Here is a 24,893-nt window from a genome sequence, read left to right on the forward strand (position 1 = left end):
AAGATGACAAAAGAGGAAATAATTCTACCCTTCCGATCTTCTGTCGAAACTGACGCACAAGTCTATGAATTAGATTTTTCTTCACAAGAAAATGAAGAATACATTTCCGGGACTGTTCAGTTTCCAATTCTTGGCTTTTCCCATTTCTGGCACCCAGCGAGTGAGTACGACTATGCCTTGCCTACCGCTTGGTCAGAACCGATCGTAACAAAAGTGAATGATTCGATGCCGATTTTTACTTTTTTTGATGAATCTAATCGAAACAGACGAACGCTTGTCTTTTCTGATAGTATTCATAAAATTAAAACCGTAGTGGGTGTTCATGAAGAAACGGCCACCATCACTTGCTCTTTTCAAATGAAAAGAGAAGATTTAGGAGAGCAGGGCTTGCAGCTCTACGTACTGGATGAACCGCTGAGTTTTTCACAAGCAGTTATCAAAGCAAGAAATTGGCTTTATGTAAAAGAAGGTATTCAATCATTTTCTGTTCCCAATGCAGCCAAAAAAAATGTTTATTCAACATGGTACAGCTATCACCAGTTGATTTCTTCTGAACAATTAGCTTACGAAGCGAAAAAATTTTCTGAATATAACTTGCAGACAGTCATTGTGGATGATGGTTGGCAGACAGACGATGCTTCAAGAAGGTATAGCTATGCAGGAGATTGGGAAATTTCAAAGAAAAAATTTCCCGAAATGAAGAAAAGTATTGAAGCGTTACAAAAAGATAAGCTGAACTATCTGTTATGGATAAGCTTGCCTTATGTTGGAATGAAATCCAAACACTGGGCAGAATTTAAAGAGAAATTCTTGTATATTGACACTTTTCAAAAAGCAGGAATTCTTGATCCGCGCTTTCCTGAGGTAAGAGAGTATCTTGTGAATAAGACCGTTCAGCTAGTGAGAGAATTAAACTTAAACGGAGTAAAGATTGATTTTCTAGATGTGTTTAAAGAAGTGGAAGAAAAAACGTCTGTTGATGGGTGGGACATAGACCGATTAGAGGGGGCCATACAGCAATTTTTAATTGAATTAAGCGAAGGACTTAAGAAACAAAACTCAGAAATACTGATTGAGTTTCGAGAAGATTATTTTGGGCCGTTTATGAATCAAGTAGGAAATATTTTTCGAGTGAAGGACTGCCCGAATAACTATACAAGAAACCGCATGGGGATTGCTAAGTTGCGCTTACTTTGTCCAGCTGCTGCGATTCACTCAGACATGATTATGTGGCATCCCAAAGAAGATACCGCATTTGCCGCTAAGCAAGTGTTAAATTGTTTGTTCAGCATACCGCAAGTCTCAATGAAACTTCATGAGCTAGCGCCAGAACATCAGGAGATGCTCGAATTTTGGTTAACATATATTCAGTTCAATCAAGAGGTCTTATTGGGAAGTTCCTTTGAAGCGTGCTATCCGCAAAACCAGTTTAGCCAAATTTGGTCGAAAAACGAGAAGAAAACAATTGTAGGTATTTATCAGATGAATCAAGTGATTGATTTTGATGAAGTATTGACGCCTGAAAGTGACCTTGTGAATGCTTCAGATGCTGAGTTGGTTTTATTACAGGTGGAAAAAAAGCGACGTATGGAGGCAGTCGTAAGAGACTGTCGAGGGAAGGTAGTTGAGCATAGAATGTATGAATTTGAGCCAGGAGTTACGGAGATACGGATTCCGGTTTCTGGACTGATTCAGTTGAAGGAGAAGCGTACATGAAAAAAGTAATTCACTATCCAAACGAGTGGGTGATGGAAGAAGCGAGTTTTGATTCTCGCTATATTCAGAAATTTGAATCTACCATGGCACAAGGAAACGGCTATCTTGAAGCAAGAAATACCTTGGAAGAACGATACAAAAAGTCAAAACCGGGGTTATTTGTTTCAGGTATGTTTAATCAATTTTCTTCTCATGAAGTAACAGAGCTTGTAAACTTTCCGGATGTTTTTCTGACAGAAATTTCTTTGAATAAGGAATTAGTGAATTTAGAGTCAGGAAAAATTCTTTCCTATTCTAGACAAATGAATTTCAAGAATGGTGAGTCTGTGCGTTCTGTAGTCTGGAAAAGTGCACAGGGAATCGAACTAAAGCTGATGTTTAGACGATTTGTTTCTATGCATGATAAACATGTGATTGTTCAGCAAGTTAGAATTGACTCTTGTGAATCAGGAGAATTAGAAATTTTATCAGGAATTGACGCTCAGATAACGAATAGTGGCTCTCAGCATTTTGAGGAGGGAGAAAAACGATATTTTGATAAAAAGTATCTTCAGCTATTCACACAAACTACGCAAACCCATCTTCCAGTGAGTGTCACGTGTGGGCAGACGATGAATCACTTGTTTGACAGAAAAGCAATCATGAAAAGAAGACAGATTTTTGAAAAATTTTCTGGTACTATACAGGCAAATGAACCCATTATTTTTGAAAAATATATATCAATCTATACAGGAAGAGACCAAGAATTTGATTCAAAAAAAGAAGAATGGTATTTACGCAAGCAACCGATTTTGGAAGTCCAAAAGAATGTGGATATGGGATATGAGCAGTTAATGGCGGCTTCTGAAGATAGCTGGAATCAGATTTGGCAGAAGGCACCTATTGAAATCAAAACACCGGCAATAAAAGATAAATTGTTGTTAAATTTTGCTAGGTATCATATTCATGCAATGGCGCCTGTGCAGGATAATCGGATGAATATTGGCGCAAAAGGAATGACAGGTGAAGGATATAAGGGACATACATTTTGGGATACAGAGATTTTCCTATTACCCTATTTCTCCTATAATTATCCTGAAAGTGCCAAGCATTTGATTGAATTTCGTCTAAATTCACTTCAAGCCGCAGAGCAAAATGCAAAAAGCAATGGTTATGACGGGGCACAATATCCGTGGGAGGCTGCTTGGCTTACAGATGGAGAGGTTACTCCGGAATTTGGCGAAATTGATATTGTAACCGGTGAACCTACGCCAATTCTTACGGGAAAGCTAGAACACCATGTGACAGGAGATGTTGTATTTGGCGTTAGTCAGTATATAACAATCTCACAGGATAGTGAATTTGAAAAAATGATTTTTCCAATGGTCTGGTCGTGTGCCAAGTTTTGGTGTACACGGGTAGAGTGGAATGACCATAAGAACAGATATGACATTCTTGATGTCATTGGGCCAGATGAGTATAAGGAGCATGTAAACAATAATGCCTATACGAACTATTTAGCAAAATATACGATTGATAGAAGTATTGCACTTTACGCAAAATACAAGGAGTCTTTATCTGAGGAGGAACAGGGGTGGCTGGAAAAAATGCAGCAGGTTTCTCAAGCACTCTACTTACCAGTGCCAGACGAGCAATCGATTTTACCTCAGGATGATGACTATTTGACAAAAACAATCATTGATTTGGCTCCTTATCATCAGGCGAAGCAAGTAGGAACAATTTTCCACGATTACAATTTGGAGGAAGTAAATAAGATTCAAGTGTCTAAACAGGCAGATGTACTGCTATTGATGCTTTTATTTTCGAATCGGTTCACTAAACAAGAGTTAATGAACAATTGGGACTATTATTACCCTAAAACACTCCATGATTCTTCTTTATCCATGTGTGTCCACTGCAACTATGCTTTATTACTTGATAAAACAGTGCTTGCTTATGAACTTTTTAAGAAAACATTTGAGATAGATTTAGGGGATACGAATATGTTTTCTTCTGATGAGGGGATTCATTCTGCTTCTATGGGAGGAATTTGGCAAAATGTTGTTCTGGGGTTTGGCGGATTAGCCATTACAACAAAAGGTATATCCATCTCACCGAAGCTGCCAAAAGAGTGGGAGGAGCTGTCCTATACATTTTCTTATGGAGGTAAAAAAATAAAAGTTCACGTATTTTCTGAACAGATTGTTCTGGAAAAAAATGAAGATTCCGAAATTCCACTTTTCGTGAATGGAAAAAAGGTTATACTTAAAGAAAACGTGACAATTGCGTATTGATTATAAAGGGATGGTAGGAAATGGTAAGTATAAAAGATATAGCAAAGCTAACGGGTTTCTCAGTGACCACAGTGTCTCGAGCGTTGAATAATCATAGTGATGTAAATGAGCAGACAAAAGCCATCATTCAAAAGGCAGCAAGGGAAAATGACTATGCCCCAAATATTTTAGCCAAAAGCTTGGTAAATAAAAATTCCAAGACCTTTGGATTTATCACATCTAATTTTTCTGCGACGACTTTGATGGACAGCTTTTCGTTTAAACTTTTTATGAACTGTGTGAATCGAGCGAATGAATTAGGCTATGAAATTGTTCTTATTCACTACAAAGCAAGTATTCACAACATGAAGAGCTTCGCTCAAATTATCTCGGAACGAAACCTGGAAGGGGCAATTATTCAAGGGTTTGATGAATCTGATCCCTTTTGTAAAGAAGCAGCTGAATCGTCTATACCTACCGTTTTCATTGATATTGAGCGTAATACTGAAAATACAACCTATGTCAGCTCAGACGTAAAAAAAGCGGTAGAAATTGGTTTTTCATATCTTCTTTCAAAAGGTCATACATCTTTTTGCTTTATTCATGGGACGCCTGAATCCTGGATCACGCAAAAATGGCTCTTAGAGGTAGAAGCATTTCGACAAAAGCATACAGCGGCAATTGAGGATTTTTATTTGCTGGATGGTTCGTATGCACTCGAACCGACAAGACAAGTGGTGAAAGAATTTTATGAGAAAAAAGAAAACAAACAGGTAACAGCAATTTTTGCAACAAGTGATGTAATGGGGATTGGGGCGATGAAGGGTGTGGCAGATTGCGGCTTATCCGTTCCTGAAGATATCTCTATACTAGGCTATGACAATATTGTTTTAGCAGAATATGTGACACCTGCTTTGACAACGATTAGCCAAAATTTAGAAGGCGTGGGAAGTCGAGCAGTGGAATATTTATTAGAGCTCACTAAAGGACAAGTAGTGAAGCCGGGAATTCTAGATGTGACGCTTGTAAAACGTGAGTCAGTAGGTGTAAAGCATGATTGATTTATTAGCGAACGCAGCAAGATTTGATTTTTTATCTGTTAAAAAGTCGCCTAAGCAAAAGATTTCTTCCTCCATGCTGATGCTCATTTTCCTAACGATTTTGTCAATTAGCCTTATTTTTGTCTTTCAGCTATCCAAGCTAGATACACCCAGAGCACTTCAGGTGCTCCAAAAAGAATCGTATCAAATTAAAAAAGAGGGGATTTCTCTTTCTGACACAGAGATTCAGCAGTTAAATCAAAAATTGAGTGAGACTGGCTATAGCCTATCGAGAGAAGCCATCTACATGGGAAAAAATAAATTTCTCTCGTTTTCTCAATTGTTAGCGCTTTATCAAGCGGAGAAGATAGACAGTGTACAAATAAATTCCACTATTGATGAAGAGAAAACTTTTATTGAATATTTTGTGTGGTTTTATCTCTATATAAAGGAAAGTGTTACGCTTATTTGGGTGATTTTACTTGGAATTTTTCTTGCACGCATTACACAAAAATATGTAAAACAGACAAAACTTTATACGTATCAGCGTATCTTTGGCTGGATCGTAGCATTGATGATTGATCCGATACTTGTTTATACAGTAATGGGACTCCTTGAAGTGAAATGGTCGTACCGGATATTTATTTTTACATTGCTTTATGTCATGATTGATTTTATTTTTTCTAGATATTTAGTTACCCATGTGACAATAGAAGGAGAAGAAAGGAGCACGCTATGAAGTGGTGGCAAGATAAAGTCATCTATCAAATCTATCCTCGAAGCTTCAATGACAGCAACGGAGATGGGATAGGTGATTTAAAGGGAATCATTGAAAAAATCGATTACTTATCTGAATTAGGTGTAGGGGCCATTTGGTTATGTCCGGTCTATCAATCACCGAACAAAGATAATGGTTACGACATCAGTGATTATCAGGAGATTCAATCCTTGTTTGGGACGATGGAGGATTTGGAGCTGTTGATTGAAAAAGCTAGAGAAAAAAATATTTATTTATTAATGGATCTAGTAGTGAACCATACATCCGATCAACATCCTTGGTTTATTGAAGCGAGGAAAAATAAAGAAAACGATTATCGAGCGTTTTATATATGGAGAGACGGAGACGAGGGAGAAGTGCCAAATACTCTTTCCTCTGTATTTAGTGGCTCTGCCTGGACCTATGACTCTCCTTCTTCTCAATACTATCTGCATCTTTTTACAAAAGAGCAGCCAGACTTAAATTGGAAACATAAGGAGATGCGAGAAAAAATTTATCAAATGATGAATTTTTGGGCTGAAAAAGGAATTGGCGGATTTCGTTTGGATGTGATTGATTTAATTGGAAAAGAACCCGATTTGGAAATAACTGCAAATGGACCCCTTCTTCATGATTATGTGCATGAAATGAATCAAAACGTTTTTAGTAAGTATGAAGATATGCTTACCGTTGGGGAAACATGGGGAGCGACACCTGAAATTGGAAAACAGTTCTCAGATCCAGCGCGTGAAGAGTTGTCCATGATTTTTCAGTTTGAACACATGATGCTTGATCAACAAGAAGGAAAAGATAGCTCCAACAAATGGGCGTTGAAGCCTCTGGAAATTTCTCAGTTAAAAGCAGTTATGAGTAAGTGGCAGACAGCACTTGGAAATATTGGCTGGAATAGTCTTTTTTGGAATAACCATGATTTACCACGCATCGTTTCTCGCTGGGGGGATGATCAGACCTACTGGATGGAAAGTGCAAAGCTGTTTGCTATCTTACTTCATTTCATGAAAGGGACACCGTTTGTATATCAAGGGGAAGAAATTGGAATGACAAATATTGTAGTCTCCAATATCGATCAAGTAGATGATATTGAGAGTCGCAACATGTATTTTGATCGTATCAATAAAGGGTATTCAAAAGAGCAGCTTCTGCATGCGATTAATGTAAAAGGACGGGATAATGCACGTACACCGATGCAGTGGAATGGATCTGTTCACGCAGGATTTTCTTCAGGTCAGCCTTGGCTTTGCGTCAATGATAATTATGAAACAATTAATGTAGAAAATCAGCTACATGATCCCGCATCTATTTTGTCCACGTATCGACAGTTAATTCATTATCGAAAGAATAATGAGCTGATTGTTTTTGGCGAATATGAACTACTGTACACAGAAGAAGAAGTATTTTCTTATCTTCGATATAATGATACAGAAGCAATTTTGGTTGTGACTAATCTATCAGAAAAAGCGCACAGATTTGTCTATCCAAAAAATTTGGTGTTAAAAGAACAGATTATCTCAAACTATCCCAATCAGGAGATTTATGCAGAGCAAATTGAATTAAAACCTTATATGGCGTACGCTGTAAAGGTAGCGATTCAGAAGAAGTGCTGAAGCTAAGTAAAGCGACTCGCTTGCTTCTTAGAAGAATAAAAATTTTATAAACTTGTTGAAAAATCAGCTAGCGCTTCAAGAAGAGTTCGGCACAAAAGTGTTCAGCTCTGAAAAATAAGAAGGAATTCACGAAGATTGTTCCTCAAATCTTTGGGACCAAGTAGGTACGTTTCTCCATCTATTTCTTTCAGAAATAGTGTGCCAGCGCAAGTTCAGCTTATTTTTGAAGCCTTCAACTCAGCATGTTCCATGCGTAGAAGATGATGAGAGCGAAACGAAGTCCCCACTCAACACGTAGTGTAGATGAGCTGCTTCTCTTTCCAACCTTTATTAAGAACGAGGGTGGGGTATAACTGGCTCTTTGTCAATAAGGACTGATGAGTTATACAAAATCAAATCTGGGTCAGAATGAACCTCATTCTGGCTCAGATTTTTTGTTATCTTACTTTGATTAATTGATTGATCAAAAAGATTCTAATTCTCATGTTCTCAAATGATTTAAATCCGTAGGATACTCGTTTCATTGTCTTTATGTGTGTGTTCTTTGCTTCTATTTTTCCATTGGAGTAAGGGTAGATCATTGCGTTGGTGATGCCTTCTTCATAATTCAGAAGGTTTTGAAGCTTCTTCCGAAAACCGTCATCTAGTATTTCGGGAAGTTCTGCCAATAAGGAGAAAAATAAGTCAGGGTCTTTGTCTCGAAAGGCTTCAACTAATTCATGAAAAAAGGGATACGCCTCCTTCAGGGGCGCAGAAAAGCCAAGCAATCGATCAATCATCATTGCTTCAGTAAGAAACGGGTATTTTGGCGCTCGGAAACTTTTCCATGTTTTGTATTCATAATGGTTGATGTTTGCACGATTTTTTAGCAGAAAGCGCCAGTTCTTTCTCAGCTTTTCTGCCAGACTTTTCTGTCCTACTTTACGAAGCTCATTCATTTCACGGATACGTAACTCATTGAACGCCTGATTCATGTGTTTGACAATATGAAACCGATCAATCACTACTTTCGCATTTGGCAAAACACGCTTGGTGAGCTGGAAGTAGGCGGCGTTCATGTCTGTAACCAAGAATTCTACTTCTTCTGGATTGGTACAGCCTAAGAAATAGCTTGTTAATCGAGGTAACTTACGCGTAGGCAAGACATCAATTAATTTTCCTGTTTCGCCATCTGCGCAAATAAAGCTCATTTTATCTTCTATGGAAGCGTGCGAACGAAATTCATCAACCATCAATACTCTGGGGAGAATCTTCTTAGATTGCTTTGGTAAATAGCTTTTAAACTCTTTCAATGTACGAATAACGGTGGTCAAAGATACCTGACAGCTTTTCGCAATAAAAGATAAAGATACTTTTTCAGTCAGTAAAGAAGCAATTTTATATCTGACATGATTTGCGATTGAATGTCTAGGTTGGACAAAAGAACTTTGAGCAGTCCAATGAGTTCGACAATTTTTACAGGTATAGCGCTGCTTTTTTAAGCGCATAACCAAAGGCATATGATTGTATTGTTCAAAGCGGACAATCGTTTCCTTCTTCCCGTTTTTCACTACAATTGCTTTCCCATTTCCATCTACCACAGTAGAACCACAACTTCTACACGCACGAGGAGCAGGCGAGAGAACAGCATCGACGATCAACGTCTTTTCCTTCTGAAAGGTCTCGTAAGAGACCTCTGTAATCATCAAATCTTTCTCTATTATTCTCAGCATTTTTTTGATAGAATCATTCATATAGCATATCGTCCTCTCAGTTGTTTATTTTGTGGTGATTTAATCATACTAGAGAACGATATGTTTTTTAATACCTAAAGTGAAAATGGGACTGAAGAATCAATTATGATTCATCAGTCCCATAAATTATAGAGCCGTATAACTTAATTAGTTATGTCTCTCCCCTCTTTTTTTTGCCTTTTTTTCTCCTAAAAATGAGTAGTTATTTTTTTAAAGTGTCGTTATAATAGAGGACGGAACATAGAAGAGAGGAAGTTACACATGAAAACATATCAAGAAGATCCAAACGTACAAAAAAATCGATGGTGGATACTTATCTCGGTGGCGATGTTTACGTTTATGTCTACACTGGACTCCAGCATTGTAAATATAGCGTTACCGACCATCTCAAAGGATATGAATGTACCAATGAATCAGTCAGAATGGGTAGTGTCTATCTATTTGATGGTCGTCTGCGCCTGTCTGCTGCTCTTTGGGAAAATTGGTGATAGCTGGGGAAAAATTAAAGTCTATCGAATCGGAACGGTGATTTTTGTTTTTGGTTCACTCCTTTGCGGGTTTAATCATTCATTAGGATTTTTACTTTTTGGCCGGATTGTTCAAGCACTTGGTGCAAGCATGACGATGGCAAGTAATTCAGGGATTATTACAGAGGTTTTTCCTTTAAAAGAACGAGGAAGAGCATTGGGCTCAATTGGCGCATTTGTGTCACTGGGTTCTATCGCCGGACCAGGAATTGGCGGACTTATTTTATCAAACTTATCATGGTCTTATATTTTCTGGATTAATATTCCTGTAGGGATTGTTACTATGCTGATTGGGGAAAAATTCTTACCTAAAGATATTACAAAATCACAAGAAAAAATTGACTATTCAGGGTTTGCCACTTTTGCTGTTACAATTATGACCTTTTTTGGCGGAATTTTTATGGGACAAGAATTTGGCTTTGCTTCTACACAAACGATTGTGCTGGTTGCCATCGCGATTGTCTCATTTATCTTATTCTTAGTAATCGAAAAGAAGAAGGAGAATCCGTTAATTCATTTTGCTATTTTTAAAAATAAAATATTTACGATGAGTTTAATCACAGCTGTATTAATTTTTTCATCTAATTTCTTTGTGAATGTAGTCATTCCATTTTATTTGCAGGATGCACGTCATCTAAGTGCAAGTTATGCAGGAATGCTGATGATGGTATTTCCATTATTGATGGTGGTCGGCTCACCTCTTAGCGGGTATCTAACAGATAAAATTGGCCCCTCCATTTTAATTGTTCTAGGCTTAGCGATGTTGGCTGTAACTCAGTTAATGTATATGTTTATGACAGAAACAACACCCATTTGGTATTATGTTGTGGCAACAGGCATCATGGGATTAGGAAATGCATTGTTCCAATCGCCGAATAACACAATGGTGATGAGTAGTGTAACAAAAGATAGCTTAGGTGTCGCAGGTAGTATGAATTCATTTGCCAGAAATCTCGGAATGGTAATAGGGATTGCATTAGCAACAACGATTCTATATGATGCCATGAGTGCTGAATATGGACAACGTGTGACAACTTTTATTGCTGATCGTCCAGATATCTTTATCACAGGAATGCGTATTACGTTTCTAGGTTCATTCCTCATCTGTGCTGTAGCATTCATTCTTACGATTATTCGCTTACGAAAAAAGAATAAGTAAAAAAAAATAGAGAAAATTTATTGAGAAATAGTGTGCATCTTTCTCAATAAATTACCATACTTACCAGTGAAGTATCTGTTTGAAAGAGTATTATTCGCTAATTTTTTAAGGGAGAGACAGGAGTTGCTTCTGTTCCCAACCTTGATTAAGATTTTAGAAGGGTGGAGTATAACTAATCAAGTTATACTTCACCCTCCTCTTTTTTCTCTAAACAAGAAAGATACTTCTACCAGATTATTAAAAATAAAAAAAGAATGTTGAATAAAAAATAAGGACTGTTAGTAAAGGGGCTTTACTTATCAATGAAACAACCAGATGAAAAAAAGCTAGAAATCTATTTTTTATTTGAAGGAAATGAAAAAAAGTAGGAGATAGTAATTGGTGATTCGTGTACTCTCTGTTACAATAGATGAGTAGAACTGTACTATATTTTTGATACAGTATAAGAGAATCTAAATGAATTGAGTAGATTCATTTAAAAAAATTAATAGATGTAGACTGGTTGAAAAACAGTTTTCTAAAGAAGTTTTTTATTAAAAAAAGTCATAGGAGTGGGGAGAATGAAACTAATTTATCATGGGCATTCATGTATTGAAATTCAATTAGCGAGTGGTCAAACGATTTTCTTTGATCCGTTTATTACGGGCAATCCTCTAACTGATTTAATTACAGAGGAAGTGAAGGCAAATTGGTTGTTGATTACTCATGGACATGCGGATCATGTAGGAGATATGCTGCCAATTGCTAAACAAAATGATGCGACGATTGTGAGTATGGTTGAAGTAGCAAACTATGCACAACGTAAAGGCGCTAAGAGTCATGGAATGAATGTAGGCGGTTCTCATACATTTGACTTTGGGAAAGTAAAGTTTGTTCGAGCAGATCATAGTTCAAGCCTTGAAATAGATGGGGTAGATCAATACATGGGCCTAGCAAGCGGAATTATTTTTCAAGCAGAAGGAAAAACAATCTATCATGCTGGAGACACAGCTTTGTTTAGCGAAATGAAGACAATTGGGGAACAATTTTCTATCGATGTTGCATTTCTTCCAATTGGCGATAATTTTACAATGGGACCTGAGGATGCTGTTTATGCGGCGAGATTACTGCAAGCAAAAAAAGTCATTCCCATTCACTACAACACCTTCCCATTAATTAAACAAGACCCAAATGCATTCGTGAAAAATTTGCCTAACGATAGTGGCATTGTTTTAGCTGTCGGTGAGAGCATTGAACTGTAAAGGAGAAACCTATGGCAACAAAACATGATTTAATACTTGCACATATCGAAAGTTTACCGGTGGGGCATCGAATCTCTGTACGAAGTATTGCAAAAGATTTGGGTGTCAGCGAAGGAACAGCTTACCGTGCAATTAAAGATGCTGAAAACATTGGATTGGTTTCAACGATTCAACGAGTAGGCACGATTCGTATCGAGCGTAAGTTAAAGAAACACATTGAGCGTTTAACATTTGGAGAAGTTGTCCGAATCATTGAAGGAGACGTTCTAGGTGGTGAAGCAGGTTTAGACAAGGTATTAAACAAATTTGTCATTGGTGCGATGACAAAAGCTGCCATGCAAAGATACATTACACCAGGATCTTTAATGATTGTCGGAAACCGATTTGAAGTACAGAAGCTTGCACTAGAGGATGGAGCTGCCGTCTTAATCACCGGTGGGTTTGATACTTCGCCTGAGATTTCTAAGCTAGCAGATGCGCTTGAAATGCCAGTTTTACGAACAACTTATGATACATTTACCGTTGCCACTATGATTAACCGAGCATTAAGTGATCAGCTGATAAAAAAAGATATTATGCTTGTGAGTGATATTTATATGTCACTGGAAAAAACGCAGTATCTTTCTGTCACGGACACGGTATTAGATTATAAAAAATTATCTGAGAAAACAGGACACTCACGGTTTCCAATAGTAAACAAAAGTATGCGCTTGGTTGGAATTGTGACGGCAAAAGACATTGTTGGAAAAGTGGATACACAGTTGATAGAACGCGTGATGACCAAAGAGCCCATTGTTGTCAAAAAAGGAATGAGTGTGGCTTCTGTTAGTCATCAAATGATTTGGGATGGGCTGGAAGTGATGCCGGTCGTCGCAGATGATCTTTCTTTGGTGGGGTTAGTTACTCGTCAAGATGTGATGAAGGCGATGCAGCTTGTTCAAAGACAGCCGCAAATCTCAGATACATTGTCTGATCAGATTTCTGGTGAAGTGATTACCATTGAAGAAGATACAGAAGGACAAAAATTGAGCCAACCACAATTTCATTTTGTAGTTTCTCCGCAGATGGTGAACAGTGTAGGAACGATTTCTTTTGGGGTATTAAGTGAAGTCCTATCAAATGTTGCACAAAAAACAATGATGATGAATCAAAAGAGAAATATTGTCATTGAACAAATGAATCTACACTATTTACGGTTAATTCAGCTGGAAAGCGAGCTTGATGTTCGACCGAAGATTCTTGAAATGGGCAGACGTTCAGCAAAATTAGATATTGAAGTTTACATTGAAAACACGATTGTGGCAAAAGCAATTGTTGTTTGTCAAATGATGGAACGATCATAAGTAAGAGGAGTGCTAGAAAAGCTATGGAAGTACAAGAACAAATTCTAGAAACAATTAAACAATATGACCGAATTATTATTCACCGCCACCAACGACCTGATCCTGACGCATTGGGTTCTCAAGTAGGATTAGCCGAGATTTTACGCGCGAGTTTTCCCAAAAAAGAAATTTATCAAGTAGGGGGACCAGTAGAAGGCTTGAACTTTCTAGCTGAAATGCAGCCAGTAGAAGATGCACTCTATGAACATGCATTGGTAATTGTCACCGATACAGCTAATTCGCCTCGCGTCAGTGATGCGCGTTATGCAACGGGAGATAAATTAATTAAAATTGATCATCACCCAAATGATGAACCTTATGGTGATCTCGTATGGGTGAATACAAAAGCAAGTAGCTGTAGTGAAATTATTGCAGATTTTTGTTTCCAATTTCCAGAAGAGTTAACTATGAATAAAGAAGCTGCACGCTTGTTGTATGGCGGAATTGTTGGCGATACAGGTCGATTTTTATACCCAGCGACAACTCCTCATACAATGCAGACAGCTGCAAAATTAATGAGTTTTGGATTTGATGTGACGAAATTAAATCGTGATTTGGACCAAAAACCTATGTCTGTGGCAAAATTATCAGGCTATGTGTATCAAAATATTCAGGTAGATGAAAATGGTGCAGGAAAAGTAATGCTGCCACAAGAGGTATTAAGTGAATACCATGTGGTGGACTCTGAAACAGCTGCAGTGGTTTCTTTACCTGGTTCCATTGACGAGGTGCTTGCTTGGGCAATTTTTGTCCAACAGCCGGAAGGATATTATCGCGTGAGATTACGTTCAAAAGGTCCAGTGATTAATGAGCTGGCAAAACGCCATCACGGAGGCGGACATCCTCTAGCCAGTGGTGCGAATGCAAAGGATTTAGCAGAGGTTGAAGAAATTTATCAAGAAATCCAACAACTATGTAAAGCCTATGTTGGTTAAATAAATGAAAAACGATAGAATCGAACAGTTGGTGCGAGGCCAAAGCGATGCTATCGTTTTTTTTATTCACACAAACTTGATTTTAAGAATCTGCAATAAGAAGTTTACAATTTCCTTTGGAGATTCTTTTTGACCTGTATCCGTCCAGGTTTGTAGGCAACCAATGATTGCGTGACTCATAAAGACAGCGAGATATTTGTCAGTCATTTCTGATTTGTTCGCTAAATCAATGTGGGGAATGATATTTTGTCTCGCATTTTCTTCGAGTATAAGTCTTATTTTCTCACGGATTTCAGGAGAACCATTCTTTGATATTAACAGCGAAAGAATTTTCCCATCATGCTTCAAAAAGTTGAGTGAATCCTCGAGTTGCTCTTCTTGATTATTTTTTGGCAGATGCACAAATGAATTCACCCGTTTATCCAGTAATTCTTTTTGATAAGATTCCACTAAATCATATTTATCTAAGTAGTGAAGGTAAAATCCACTTCGACTAATTTCAGCACGTTCACAAATATCTTTAATGGTGATTTTTTCAAAGTTTTTTTCCTCTAATAATGAAATCATTGCAGCTAGTATCGTTTGTTTTGTTTTCTTGAATCGAAGATCATTTTTCCTTTTTTCCACGGTTACTCCTCCGGTAGTCATTTTTTTCATAATGTTCATTAACGTAAATTTCCTATTGTGTAAAATAAAAATACTTCTATACTGGTAACTGTACAGGATAGTAAACAATGTGTCCATTAAAAATGGGGAGGAAAATGAAATGACAAAAGTAGCGAGTATCACTCATGCCTATAAATCTTTTGAAAAGCGTGAAGTGTTGAAAGATGTAAGTATTGAATTACATTCAGGAAGTATTGTGGGCTTGATAGGTCCTAGTGGGGCAGGGAAAACCACAACGATTCGATGTTTGATGGGGATGGAGAAATTAGATAAAGGGGTGGCTGAAATTTTCAATATAGCGATGCCTAACCGAAAAATATTGGGGAAAGTTGGTTACATGGGACAAAGTGATGCGCTGTATGAAGAGCTGAGTGCAAGAGAAAATCTTACTTTTTTTGGTCAATTAATGGGCGTTGAGGAAGAAACACTACATCGTGCGATAGAGACTTACATGGAGCTGGTCAACCTAAACGCATTTATCGATCAGGCTGTTTCTACCTATTCAGGGGGAATGAAAAGACGTCTTTCTTTAGCGATTACACTCTTGTCAAATCCAGACTTATTAATTTTAGACGAACCAACAGTAGGAATCGATCCAAGTTTACGTGTGGATATATGGAATCAGCTAAGAAGTCTGGCAGAAAACCAGAAAGCTATAGTAGTGACCACACACGTGATGGATGAAGCAGAAAAATGTGATTTAGTAGGGTTAATTATTGAAGGAAGACTATTAGCTATGGGAACACCCAGTGAGTTGAAACGTAGATTTCAGGCGGCTTCTATTGAAGAAGTCTTTTTGAAAGCAGAGGTGGCAGCCAAATGATTCGATTTAAAGCGATTGTTGTTCGAGTAGTCAAAGAGTTACTTCGTGATAAGAGAACACTTGCACTGATGTTAGTTGCACCGATTCTTATATTAACCATGCTGTATTTTGTGTTTGATTCTAACACGGATACGCATCTAACTATTGGTGTGGACGAAACCGTTCCTTCCTCAATTATCGAATCCTTTCCAGAAAAAAGTGTGAAGATAAAGAAATATACAGAAAGTCGCAATAAAGAAGAAATAATCAAGGAGGAGGGATTGGATGCGTTTGTCACATTAACCGACGCAACATTTTTAGTGACCTATAAAAATGAGGATCCGGGTGTGACTGCTCAAACAAGAATTTTATTTGGGAATGCGTTGACGGGAAGTAAGCTGCATGAGCTGGTAGAAGAAGTACAAAAATTCGCACAGCAGACAGGGACAACCATTCAACAGGAGTCGTTTAAAGTGAAAAGTGAGTATGTCTATGGTACAAAAAATAGTACATTTTTTGACAAAATATTGCCAATCCTAGTAGGTTTCTTTGTTTTCTTCTTTGTCTTTTTAATCTCAGGAATTGCCCTGTTGAGAGAGCGAACCACCGGCACTTTGGAACGACTCTTGGCAACCCCAGTGAAACGAAGTGAGATTGTTTTTGGCTATCTTGTGGGCTACGGTATTTTTGCGGTCATACAAACCTTAATTATTGTATTTTACTCCATTTATTTATTGAACTTGCACATTGAAGGGAGCATTTGGTGGGTGCTTGTCACGAACATTTCTATTGCACTCGTTGCATTGGTTATGGGGATCTTTGTTTCTACATTTGCTAACTCGGAATTTCAAATGGTTCAATTTATTCCACTAGTAGTTTTGCCTCAAATATTTTTCTCAGGAATTATAGCAATTGATTCGATGGCAGGCTGGGTACAAAAATTAGGTTATCTGTTTCCTCTAAGCTATGGGGGGACCATCCTCACAGATGTAATGATTAAAGGACAAGGGTTTGAGGCGATATGGAAGAACTTAGGAATGCTGGGCATCTTCGTTATTTTATTTACTTTCTTGAATATTAAGGGCTTGAAACGTTATCGAAAAGTATAAGTTTATTAGATAGCCTAGCAAGTATATATCCAATGAACATACATCTTTTTAGAGAGAAGAGATATATCAATCTGGTTGATTTGGCAGCGGGTGTCTGTTCAAAAATAACAGAGGGCTTTTCAAATGTGTGGGGATAGGCTAAAATGGAGGCTAAAGTAAAAAAGATAGATTAGGAGAAAGAAGATGACAACACTACCAAATTGCCCAGCATGTGGGTCAACGTACACTTATGAAGATAGAGGATTATTTGTTTGTCCAGAATGTGGAAATGAATGGAATGAATCTACTACAGCACAAGAAGAAGAGGGATTAGTTGTAAAAGATTCAAACGGAAATATCTTACAAGACGGCGATAGCGTAACAGTAATCAAGGATTTAAAAGTGAAAGGCGCATCTAACCCAATTAAGCTTGGAACAAAAGTAAAAAATATTCGTTTAGTTGAAGGCGATCATAACATTGATTGTAAAATTGATGGATTTGGTCCGATGAAATTAAAATCAGAATTCGTGAAGAAAAACTAAATTTACGGATTGTTCAAGGTGTCTTCACAAAAATTTCATTGAATTCATGCTACAATTAACGTAGTGTAATTTGAAAAAAATGTTTATTTGAGGAGGAATTTTAGATGTATGGATTAGGTGGTTTTTTCTTTGATCCAACCTACTTTTTAGTGATTATCGGGTTGGTGCTCTCCATGGCCGCATCTGCATATGTCAACAGCACTTTCCGAAAATACGATCAAATAAAAAGTAAAAATCATGTGACAGGCACACAAGCGGCACAATACATTTTGCAAAATCAAGGAATTGGAAATGTAGGCGTGCAACAGATTTCTGGAAATCTAACAGATAATTATAATTCTGGAAATAAATTGTTGAGTCTTTCTGAGTCAACTGCTCAATCGACTTCAGTAGCGGCTATTGGCGTAGCTGCCCATGAATGTGGTCATGCGGTGCAGGATCATACTGGATACAGCCCGTTAAAACTACGTGCAGCCATTGTTCCCGTAGCAAATATTGGATCGATGGCCTCATTTCCTTTGATTTTACTAGGTCTATTTTTAGGTCAAAACCAACTGTTGATTAACTTAGGTATTTTTGCGTTTTCTTTGGCGCTGCTTTTCCAATTAGTGACATTACCCGTTGAATTTAATGCTTCTCGCCGTGCTTTACAAATTTTAGGCGAAGGCGGGTTGTTAACGGAAGACGAGGTTCCTATGGCAAGACAAGTCTTGTTCGCTGCAGCATTAACCTATGTAGCCGCTGCAACAGCGACATTCTTACAATTGCTACGTCTGATTCTATTGTTTGGAGGCAATCGTAGGGATTAAAGAAATAGGGAAATATGAAATACTTAAGACTTGAGTTTTTTAGTGAATGAATGTTAGAAATTGGCTTTTTAATGAAAAGGCAACTTATAGTAAAAAACGAAAAGTGGGATAAGTGTATTATTTTAAAACCTATGATATGATAAACCTATGAAATGAAGGAGCTGATAGGAATGAAAACATCAACAAAAGTTGCCATCGCATTAGGAGTTGCTGCAGCAGCAGGAACAACAGCAACTGTGATTGCATCTGGAAAAGTTTTTGAAAAAGTAAAACATCTTTCTAATCGTTGCAAGGTCAAAAAATTTGTAAATGACAAATTTGACGGCAATGAAAAATTATTAGGAATTGTCGATGATTTGTCAGATTCAGATTTGGACTCAATGATGAGTGTCTTAGGAAAAGTAAAAGACGGCCGTAAAAAAATTTCTGTCTACGGAGAAAATTTAAAAGACTCCACGGAAGACTTAAAGGATCGTTTGCTAGGATTTGTAGACACTATTTTATAAAAGATAAAATAAACGGGTAAGTTATTCTAAAGAATAGCTTACCCGTTTTCTGTTTTCGCCGTTTGTTTTTTCGTATCTACATTATTTTACTTAGAGACTTTATTCAGAGTTTAGGTTCCGTTCCATACGCATGAATATGTCTGATTTTTAGTAGAAATCTATAAGTATGTGTGACTAGTAACCAATTGCAAGTAGACAAGAATTCCTGTGTCTTTTATGTCTGTATGTTATTTGATAGAAGCTGATAGCAGTTTTTATGCAAAATAAAAAGGCCTATTCAGCCCAAAGTGTTTCTTATAATCAGACACATGGCGGCACCCACTTAGTGCTGCTTCCTTCCGGATCTGACACGCTTCATGAGCCCACCATTGTCCTAGCCTTGCGGCAATAATTAGTATAACGTATTTCCGACTGTTTGGCTAGTCTTTCTGAACATCTTCTTGTAATTTTTTTGCTTGTTCCTTAGCCAGCTTCTTTTTCGCACGTATTTCTTGAAAAAAACGGGTAAGCTGCTGTCCGCATAAGTCTTCAAGTATCCCGCCTTCAACGTACGCTCGGTGGTTAAAGCGTTCATCTTCTAAAAGGTTCAACAACGAGCCTGCTGTTCCACCTTTGGGATCATAAGCACCAAAATATACCTCATCTACTCGAGATAAAATCATAGCGCCGCTACACATTGGACAAGGCTCTAAGGTGACAAAAAGCTGCGCGCGTTCTAGTCGCCAGCTGCCAATTGCATTGCAGGCTTCTTTTATGGCAAACATTTCAGCATGAGCAGTAGCTTCTTGTGATTTTTCCCGTAAGTTATGACCTCTACCGATGATTTTTCCATCTAAAACCACAATCGCACCGATAGGAACCTCTGCTATTGCTTCGGCTTTATGAGCTTCTTTCATTGCTTCAGTCATGAAATATTCTTTTTCTTCTTGTGTCAGTAGACTGCTTTTTTCCATTCTGTTCACCTCAACTTACTTTAGCATATTTTATACAATAAATTAAGCAGTTGTAAGTATATACGTGGTAATATAGACTTATGTAAAATTAAAGATTAGGTTAGTTGAGGTGGCAAAAGTGAACAAAAGCCAATTACTAGAGATTTATCCACAAGCGAAAATAAAGAAAATGCAATCTTCAGATTCAGAAGTACTTTCAATTCCAATTGATGGAGAGTATTTGTGGTTAAACAAAAAAGAGCTAACAGATAAAGAAATTCAGTTACTACAAGTGTTCTTTCCTAATGAAAAGAAACAGCAAGGAGAAACACACGAATGGTATGGCATTTTATTTAAACATCAAGCTATAAAAAAAGAAGGCGTTTATCGTGTGATTCAGATTCAGCTTCAAAAAAAAGACGATTTTCTTTTAAAAGAATGGCAACAAAACTTTCAAGCAATGTTTCCTCATATGGTAGATTTATTCTTTTTTACAGAAAAGGACATCTTACTAGTTGAACAACAAGCAGCAACCAATTTTACATTGGAGGAACTAGAAGGTATCTTTTTAACTTTAGATGCAGATTTTGAAACGAGTAGCAAAGTATTTGTTGGCAATTTTTATTCGAGTCAGGAACCATTTGCAGAACTTTTTTTAGAAGAACAGGAAATTTTTCAGGAAGAGTTGCCCTTTGTGAAGGCTCAGAGAGTTTTCGCTGTCGCTAATGTTGCGCTTCATTATTTCACAAAAACAAAAATGCAGGCAAGCCTACTGATTCAAAATTTCAAAAAAAGCTTGGTGATTGATCAAGAAATGTCTGACATCATTCAAACTCTCTGGTCTAATCAGGGAAACATCAGCTCAACAGCAAAAGAACTGTTTATGCATCGAAATACGCTGCAGTATCGACTGGAAAAATTCCAAGAGCTTTCAGGATTAAACGTGCGAAATATGGATGAGCTGATTTTATGCTACTTACTTTTGTTAAATTAATCTAATTAAAAAACACAACTCGCTTGAATACAAAGTGAGTTGTGTTTTTATTAATTTATGGTTAAGAGAATCCTTCAATAAATCATAGAGATAGAAAAACCGTTCAATAAGAATATGCATTTTCAGTTTATCTACAAGTTGGAGATCTTTAGATTTATTGAAGCGAGATACCTTCTAAGAGAAGCAAGGATTTTTTTAGCTCAATACCAGAGGTTCCCATGTAGCCCGTAAGCTGTCCATTTATTCCTATCACACGGTGACAAGGAATAAAAATAGGAAGAGGATTTTTTCGATTTGCTTGACCAATGGCACGAACTGCCTTGGGGTTTTCAATCATTTCTGCTACTTCCAAATACGAATGTGTTTTCCCGTAAGGAATGGTCAATAATGCGTGCCAAACTGCCTGTTGGAAGGGTGTTCCATTAAGAATATCCAGTGGTACAGTAAACTCGGTACGCTCTTTGTTGAAATAGGCGAGGAGCTCTTGTTTCGCTTGAATAAGGTGGGGATTGGTGAGCACTTCGTCTTCTATTTCTATAGGAGTGAATGACGCGCGACAGATTCCCTTCTCAGTCGCTGCGATCCAAAAGTCTCCAATGGGTGTTCTAATTTTCATGAAGTCACGTCCGTTCATCTTTTTTTCTTCTATTTTAATAATATGTTACTATATTTTAGAGGAAAGTAGAAATCGAGGCGAACAAAGAATGGAAAAGATAAGACTTTTACACACCAATGACTTGCATTCACATTTAGAAAACTGGCCAAAAATTCGTCGTTTTTTGGATCAAAGAAAACGGGAAGCGGTTCTCAACAATGAAACTATTGTGACTGTTGACTTGGGTGATTTTGTTGATCGCTGGCATCCATTAACAGAAGCGACTAGCGGACAGGCGAATGTAGAGCTGATGAATCAAATTGGGTATGATGCAGTAACGATTGGGAATAATGAGGGCGTTGGAAGTTCCAAGGACGAGCTGAATCACTTATATGATCATGCCAATTTTGATGTATTGTTAGCGAATTTATTTGATAAAGGAACTCTTCAAATGCCTAAGTGGGCAAAAACCTCTAAAATTATCACGAGTAGAAAAGGGACAAAGATTGGACTGGTTGCATTAACCGCTCCGTTCCCGTTAACTTATAACCCAAATGGATGGGATATTCGGTTTCCAATGGATTTGTTACCTGAATTGGTGAGTGAATTAAGAGATAAGGTAGACATTTTGGTACTGATGAGTCACCTAGGGAAAAATGATGATCGACAAATTGCTCAAGCATTTCCTGAAATAGATATTATTTTAGGATCACATACCCATCATCTCTTTGAAACAGGAGAAGTAGTCAATGGCGTGCAGCTGGCTGCAGCAGGAAAATTTGGTCAATATGTAGGCGATATTGTATTGGAAGTAGATGAGGAACACCGTTTGCAAAAATCTACGGTAAGAGCCGTCCCCACCTCCTCAATGACTGAATTTCCAGAGGACCAGATAGAAATAGACGGCTATCTGGAGAGAGGGCATACCCTTTTGAAAGCAAAAAAGGTTGCGAACATTCCACATAAGCTAACCCTTGGAGAAACTGGGGAGCATTTGTTGATAGATGCAACTTTACAAGCAGTAAAAGAACGGGCAAAGACAGAAGTCTCCATATTAAATACAGGACTCTTTTTATCTTCAATTGACCAAGGAATTGTCAACCAAGATCAGCTACACACCGCATTACCTCATCCGATGCATCTTATCCGTGTGACACTACTAGGAAAAGATGTGATTCGACTTGTCTTAGAGATGGAGCGAAATCGGAACTTTCTTAGGAATTATCCAATTATTGGAATGGGCTTTCGTGGAAAAATCTTTGGAGAAATTCATTATAGCGGAATAGAGTTTGATGAGGTAAATCGTCAGGTGCGCTGGTTGGGTGAGCCTGTTATGGAAGAAAGTGAATATGTTTTTGCTACGGTAGACCATTTCTTATTTATTCCTTTTTTCCCAACAATTGAAATTGCAGGGACTTGTGAATTTCTGTTTCCGGAATTTATACGTAGTGTCTTGGGAGATTCCCTAAAGAGTCACTACCCAATCAATTAAAAACAAGGTATAATGACTTTTAGGTGGTGAAGAGATGACAAAGCAAGAGACAAAAGAAAAGGTTGCTGAAACAGTGACCGAAGAATTAACAGCTGTTCTTGAAGAAATTGTCGAAGAGCCTGTTAAAGAAAAGAAAAAAGGTGAAATTGTTACACCGATTGATGAAAGTAACTTTTTAGTTGGTGAACGCCACTATCGATTAGTACACAATCATCGTGAAGGCTTTGATGCAGATAAATTAGGGGAAAGATACAGTGATGTTCTTTCTCGTTATGATTATATCGTAGGGGACTGGGGATATGAACAGCTTCGTCTAAAAGGGTTTTACAAAGAGGACAACAGAAAAGCTTTTCCAGATCAACGAATCGATACGTTAGAAGACTATCTTTACGAATACTGTAACTTTGGCTGTGCCTATTTTGTTATTGAACAAATTGGCGGTAAACGTGAAAAGCCTCAAAACAGGCGTAGACGCAAAAAGCCTGCCACGCAAAACCAAGCGTACGTTGAAGAAAAAAAGGGACCTGTTACAGCAAAGAAAAAATCTAGACCTGTAATAAAAAAACGTGAAACTGAAAGAGCAGTGTTACCTAAAAATGAGGCAAAGAAAACGAATGAAAAAGCAACTAAAGAAATAAAAAAAAGCGGCTTTACAATTCGTCAGAGAGAAGACTAAATGAAGAACTATCAAGGGTATTTAATTGATTTAGACGGTACGATTTATTTAGGAAAAGAACCCATTCCTGCTGGAAAACGATTTGTTGAACAGCTGCAACAAGCCAAACTTCCTTTTTTATTTGTTACCAATAATACGACAAAAAGTCCAGAGACTGTCGCTCATCGCTTGGCAAAAGAATTTGATATTCATGTGACACCTGAAAAAGTGTATACAGCAAGTCTTGCAACGATTGACTATATGAAGGATACGAATAAAGGAAATAAAGTGTTCGTTATTGGCGAATCGGGTCTGATTGATTTAATTTTAGCGGCAGGCTTTGAATGGGATGAACAGACACCTGATTATGTGGTGGTCGGTTTGGATAGTGAAGTGACGTATGAAAAGTTTGTTTTGGCAACTCTAGCGATTCAAAAAGGCGCGTTGTTTATCGGAACAAATCCAGATAAAAATATTCCAACAGAGCGCGGACTTATACCTGGAGCAGGGGCATTAATTTCCTTGATTGAAACGTCAACGCAGACAAAACCAGTCTTTATTGGGAAGCCAGAAGCGATTATCATGAATAAGGCAGTCTCCCATTTAGGGTTAACAAAAGAGCAAGTGATTATGGTTGGCGATAACTACGAAACAGATATTCAAGCGGGACTGAAAAATGGAATAGATACACTTCTGGTTTTATCTGGATTTACACCTAAAACGGCTGTTCCTGATTTACCTGAAGCGCCTACTTATGTAGTAGATTCGTTAGATGAGTGGGTGATTCATCCATGAATCAAGCGAAAAAATGGCGATGGATAGAAAGAGGAGGAATCCTCTCTTTATTTTTATCAGTCATTAGTTTAGCCGTACTAATAACAATTAATTTTCGTCCTCTGTATCGTTTTGATATAGACTATTTGAATATTTTAGACTACACAACAGTAACAAAAGAGACGCTCATGGAAAATTTTGGTATTCTGATGAGCTATCTGAATAATCCTTTTCAGTCAGTGCTGGCAATGCCTGACTTTCCCTCATCGGCAAGTGGTACGCAGCATTTTTATGAAGTGAAACTATTATTCTTGTTGGATTATGGCGTCTTTTTTATTACATTGATTCCATCGGTTTTGTTTTTACGGTACTTATGGAAAAACAAGAGGAAATGGTTGCTTATTCGACCTTTTCAAGTAGGAATGATTGTCCCTGTTGTTTTTGGCTTCATTATGGCACTAGGCTTTGACCGTTTTTTTGTTACCTTCCATGAAGTCTTTTTCAATAATGATGACTGGTTGTTTGATCCCGTGACTGACCCAATCATTAATGTATTACCAGAATCATTTTTTATGCATAGTTTTATCCTCTTTTTCATTCTGATTGAAGGGCTTTTCTTTCTCTTTTATTTTTTGGGAAAAAGAGAGCTGAAAAAAACTTGAGTCTTACT

General features: G+C 37.6%; 23 protein-coding genes and 1 other RNA gene. 19 read left to right on the plus strand and 5 right to left on the minus strand.

Going from position 1 to position 24,893, the window contains the following annotated elements; translation table 11 throughout:
* The first annotated feature begins 3 nt into the window (after positions 1–3).
* The 5 genes from I589_RS13895 to I589_RS13915 are packed head-to-tail and all read left to right on the plus strand — an operon-like array spanning position 4 to position 7,390.
* The gene (locus I589_RS13895; protein ID WP_010768407.1) at positions 4–1,716 is read left to right on the plus strand and encodes a glycoside hydrolase family 36 protein; all 1,713 of its coding nucleotides are present in this window, start codon (positions 4–6) and stop codon (positions 1,714–1,716) included.
* On the plus strand, positions 1,713–3,989 hold the full coding sequence (locus I589_RS13900) for a glycosyl hydrolase family 65 domain-containing protein (RefSeq protein ID WP_010768408.1): 2,277 nt from the start codon (positions 1,713–1,715) through the stop codon (positions 3,987–3,989). Before I589_RS13895 ends, I589_RS13900 begins: the two co-directional genes overlap by 4 nt.
* Before the next feature lie 20 nt (positions 3,990–4,009).
* The gene (locus tag I589_RS13905) at positions 4,010–5,029 is read left to right on the plus strand and encodes a LacI family DNA-binding transcriptional regulator (protein WP_010768409.1); all 1,020 of its coding nucleotides are present in this window, start codon (positions 4,010–4,012) and stop codon (positions 5,027–5,029) included.
* Positions 5,022–5,747 (plus strand): hypothetical protein, encoded by a 726-nt coding sequence (locus tag I589_RS13910; protein ID WP_010768410.1) that lies wholly within the window; start codon positions 5,022–5,024, stop codon positions 5,745–5,747. Before I589_RS13905 ends, I589_RS13910 begins: the two co-directional genes overlap by 8 nt.
* The gene (locus I589_RS13915) at positions 5,744–7,390 is read left to right on the plus strand and encodes an alpha-glucosidase (RefSeq protein WP_010768411.1); all 1,647 of its coding nucleotides are present in this window, start codon (positions 5,744–5,746) and stop codon (positions 7,388–7,390) included. Before I589_RS13910 ends, I589_RS13915 begins: the two co-directional genes overlap by 4 nt.
* Before the next feature lie 437 nt (positions 7,391–7,827).
* Here the strand turns inward: I589_RS13915 and I589_RS13920 are convergent, their stop codons facing one another.
* A complete protein-coding gene (locus tag I589_RS13920) occupies positions 7,828–9,123 on the minus strand; it encodes an ISL3 family transposase (protein ID WP_010768412.1) in 1,296 nt (431 codons plus the stop codon).
* A 261-nt stretch (positions 9,124–9,384) separates the two neighbouring features.
* Between I589_RS13920 and I589_RS13925 the strand changes: the two genes are divergently transcribed.
* The 4 genes from I589_RS13925 to I589_RS13940 all read left to right on the plus strand — a co-directional run bounded on the left by I589_RS13925 (position 9,385) and on the right by I589_RS13940 (position 14,367).
* A complete protein-coding gene (locus I589_RS13925) occupies positions 9,385–10,809 on the plus strand; it encodes an MFS transporter (protein WP_010768413.1) in 1,425 nt (474 codons plus the stop codon).
* 560 nt (positions 10,810–11,369) lie between these two features.
* Positions 11,370–12,050 (plus strand): metal-dependent hydrolase, encoded by a 681-nt coding sequence (locus tag I589_RS13930; RefSeq protein ID WP_010768414.1) that lies wholly within the window; start codon positions 11,370–11,372, stop codon positions 12,048–12,050.
* A gap of 11 nt (positions 12,051–12,061) precedes the next feature.
* Positions 12,062–13,393 (plus strand): DRTGG domain-containing protein, encoded by a 1,332-nt coding sequence (locus tag I589_RS13935; protein WP_010768415.1) that lies wholly within the window; start codon positions 12,062–12,064, stop codon positions 13,391–13,393.
* Positions 13,394–13,416: 23 nt separating this feature from the next.
* Positions 13,417–14,367: a DHH family phosphoesterase gene (locus tag I589_RS13940; protein WP_010768416.1), complete on the plus strand. Its 951-nt coding sequence runs from the start codon at positions 13,417–13,419 to the stop codon at positions 14,365–14,367.
* 66 nt (positions 14,368–14,433) lie between these two features.
* Here the strand turns inward: I589_RS13940 and I589_RS13945 are convergent, their stop codons facing one another.
* Positions 14,434–14,994 carry a TetR/AcrR family transcriptional regulator gene (locus I589_RS13945; RefSeq protein WP_034685392.1) on the minus strand — a complete coding sequence of 187 codons (561 nt, stop codon included), beginning with the start codon at positions 14,992–14,994 and terminating at the stop codon, positions 14,434–14,436.
* 139 nt (positions 14,995–15,133) lie between these two features.
* Between I589_RS13945 and I589_RS13950 the strand changes: the two genes are divergently transcribed.
* The 5 genes from I589_RS13950 (at position 15,134) to I589_RS13970 (ending at position 18,781) form a co-directional block, all read left to right on the plus strand.
* Positions 15,134–15,856: an ABC transporter ATP-binding protein gene (locus I589_RS13950; RefSeq protein WP_010768418.1), complete on the plus strand. Its 723-nt coding sequence runs from the start codon at positions 15,134–15,136 to the stop codon at positions 15,854–15,856.
* Positions 15,853–16,944, plus strand: a complete 1,092-nt coding sequence (locus I589_RS13955; protein ID WP_010768419.1) for an ABC transporter permease — start codon at positions 15,853–15,855, stop codon at positions 16,942–16,944. Before I589_RS13950 ends, I589_RS13955 begins: the two co-directional genes overlap by 4 nt.
* Positions 16,945–17,127: 183 nt before the next feature.
* Positions 17,128–17,466: a zinc ribbon domain-containing protein YjdM gene (locus I589_RS13960; RefSeq protein ID WP_010768420.1), complete on the plus strand. Its 339-nt coding sequence runs from the start codon at positions 17,128–17,130 to the stop codon at positions 17,464–17,466.
* A gap of 104 nt (positions 17,467–17,570) precedes the next feature.
* Entirely contained in the window at positions 17,571–18,275 is a 705-nt protein-coding gene (locus tag I589_RS13965) for a zinc metallopeptidase (protein WP_010768421.1), read from the plus strand.
* A gap of 170 nt (positions 18,276–18,445) precedes the next feature.
* Entirely contained in the window at positions 18,446–18,781 is a 336-nt protein-coding gene (locus I589_RS13970; RefSeq protein ID WP_010768422.1) for a hypothetical protein, read from the plus strand.
* A 294-nt stretch (positions 18,782–19,075) separates the two neighbouring features.
* Here I589_RS13970 and ffs read toward each other — a convergent pair.
* Positions 19,076–19,160: signal recognition particle sRNA small type (gene ffs, locus I589_RS18200), an RNA gene on the minus strand.
* Between the two features lie 40 nt (positions 19,161–19,200).
* A complete protein-coding gene (gene tadA, locus I589_RS13975) occupies positions 19,201–19,734 on the minus strand; it encodes a tRNA adenosine(34) deaminase TadA (RefSeq protein WP_010768423.1) in 534 nt (177 codons plus the stop codon).
* 118 nt (positions 19,735–19,852) lie between these two features.
* Between tadA and I589_RS13980 the strand changes: the two genes are divergently transcribed.
* Complete coding sequence (locus I589_RS13980) at positions 19,853–20,707, plus strand: helix-turn-helix domain-containing protein (protein ID WP_010768424.1); 855 nt, start codon at positions 19,853–19,855, stop codon at positions 20,705–20,707.
* Between the two features lie 154 nt (positions 20,708–20,861).
* On the opposite strand, the gene I589_RS13985 is transcribed toward I589_RS13980, so the two are convergent.
* The gene (locus I589_RS13985) at positions 20,862–21,323 is read right to left on the minus strand and encodes a methylated-DNA--[protein]-cysteine S-methyltransferase (protein ID WP_010768425.1); all 462 of its coding nucleotides are present in this window, start codon (positions 21,321–21,323) and stop codon (positions 20,862–20,864) included.
* A gap of 88 nt (positions 21,324–21,411) precedes the next feature.
* On the opposite strand from I589_RS13985, the gene I589_RS13990 reads away from it, so the two are divergent.
* Genes I589_RS13990 through I589_RS14005 form a run of 4 tightly spaced genes read left to right on the plus strand, consistent with a single transcriptional unit; the run spans position 21,412 to position 24,885 of the window.
* On the plus strand, positions 21,412–22,794 hold the full coding sequence (locus I589_RS13990) for a bifunctional metallophosphatase/5'-nucleotidase (RefSeq protein ID WP_010768426.1): 1,383 nt from the start codon (positions 21,412–21,414) through the stop codon (positions 22,792–22,794).
* A gap of 34 nt (positions 22,795–22,828) precedes the next feature.
* The gene (locus tag I589_RS13995) at positions 22,829–23,470 is read left to right on the plus strand and encodes a YutD family protein (RefSeq protein WP_010768427.1); all 642 of its coding nucleotides are present in this window, start codon (positions 22,829–22,831) and stop codon (positions 23,468–23,470) included.
* The gene (locus tag I589_RS14000; RefSeq protein ID WP_010768428.1) at positions 23,471–24,244 is read left to right on the plus strand and encodes a TIGR01457 family HAD-type hydrolase; all 774 of its coding nucleotides are present in this window, start codon (positions 23,471–23,473) and stop codon (positions 24,242–24,244) included. It begins immediately after the preceding gene.
* On the plus strand, positions 24,241–24,885 hold the full coding sequence (locus I589_RS14005) for a TIGR01906 family membrane protein (protein WP_010768429.1): 645 nt from the start codon (positions 24,241–24,243) through the stop codon (positions 24,883–24,885). Before I589_RS14000 ends, I589_RS14005 begins: the two co-directional genes overlap by 4 nt.
* Positions 24,886–24,893: the final 8 nt, after the last annotated feature.

Source organism: Enterococcus phoeniculicola ATCC BAA-412 (assembly GCF_000407505.1).
In the GTDB taxonomy this organism is placed as follows: domain Bacteria; phylum Bacillota; class Bacilli; order Lactobacillales; family Enterococcaceae; genus Enterococcus_K; species Enterococcus_K phoeniculicola.

Coding starts and splice junctions, on each gene's coding strand:
- I589_RS13905 (WP_010768409.1), top strand. CDS start 4,010: ATGGTAAGTATAAAAGATATAGCAAAGCTAACGGGTTTCTCAGTGACC.
- I589_RS13955 (WP_010768419.1), top strand. CDS start 15,853: ATGATTCGATTTAAAGCGATTGTTGTTCGAGTAGTCAAAGAGTTACTT.
- I589_RS14005 (WP_010768429.1), top strand. CDS start 24,241: ATGAATCAAGCGAAAAAATGGCGATGGATAGAAAGAGGAGGAATCCTC.
- I589_RS13930 (WP_010768414.1), top strand. CDS start 11,370: ATGAAACTAATTTATCATGGGCATTCATGTATTGAAATTCAATTAGCG.
- I589_RS13965 (WP_010768421.1), top strand. CDS start 17,571: ATGTATGGATTAGGTGGTTTTTTCTTTGATCCAACCTACTTTTTAGTG.
- I589_RS13920 (WP_010768412.1), bottom strand. CDS start 9,123: ATGAATGATTCTATCAAAAAAATGCTGAGAATAATAGAGAAAGATTTG.
- I589_RS13910 (WP_010768410.1), top strand. CDS start 5,022: ATGATTGATTTATTAGCGAACGCAGCAAGATTTGATTTTTTATCTGTT.
- I589_RS13935 (WP_010768415.1), top strand. CDS start 12,062: ATGGCAACAAAACATGATTTAATACTTGCACATATCGAAAGTTTACCG.
- I589_RS13940 (WP_010768416.1), top strand. CDS start 13,417: ATGGAAGTACAAGAACAAATTCTAGAAACAATTAAACAATATGACCGA.
- tadA (WP_010768423.1), bottom strand. CDS start 19,734: ATGGAAAAAAGCAGTCTACTGACACAAGAAGAAAAAGAATATTTCATG.
- I589_RS13985 (WP_010768425.1), bottom strand. CDS start 21,323: ATGAAAATTAGAACACCCATTGGAGACTTTTGGATCGCAGCGACTGAG.
- I589_RS13995 (WP_010768427.1), top strand. CDS start 22,829: ATGACAAAGCAAGAGACAAAAGAAAAGGTTGCTGAAACAGTGACCGAA.
- I589_RS13950 (WP_010768418.1), top strand. CDS start 15,134: ATGACAAAAGTAGCGAGTATCACTCATGCCTATAAATCTTTTGAAAAG.
- I589_RS13990 (WP_010768426.1), top strand. CDS start 21,412: ATGGAAAAGATAAGACTTTTACACACCAATGACTTGCATTCACATTTA.
- I589_RS13915 (WP_010768411.1), top strand. CDS start 5,744: ATGAAGTGGTGGCAAGATAAAGTCATCTATCAAATCTATCCTCGAAGC.
- I589_RS13960 (WP_010768420.1), top strand. CDS start 17,128: ATGACAACACTACCAAATTGCCCAGCATGTGGGTCAACGTACACTTAT.
- I589_RS13970 (WP_010768422.1), top strand. CDS start 18,446: ATGAAAACATCAACAAAAGTTGCCATCGCATTAGGAGTTGCTGCAGCA.
- I589_RS13900 (WP_010768408.1), top strand. CDS start 1,713: ATGAAAAAAGTAATTCACTATCCAAACGAGTGGGTGATGGAAGAAGCG.
- I589_RS13895 (WP_010768407.1), top strand. CDS start 4: ATGACAAAAGAGGAAATAATTCTACCCTTCCGATCTTCTGTCGAAACT.
- I589_RS14000 (WP_010768428.1), top strand. CDS start 23,471: ATGAAGAACTATCAAGGGTATTTAATTGATTTAGACGGTACGATTTAT.
- I589_RS13925 (WP_010768413.1), top strand. CDS start 9,385: ATGAAAACATATCAAGAAGATCCAAACGTACAAAAAAATCGATGGTGG.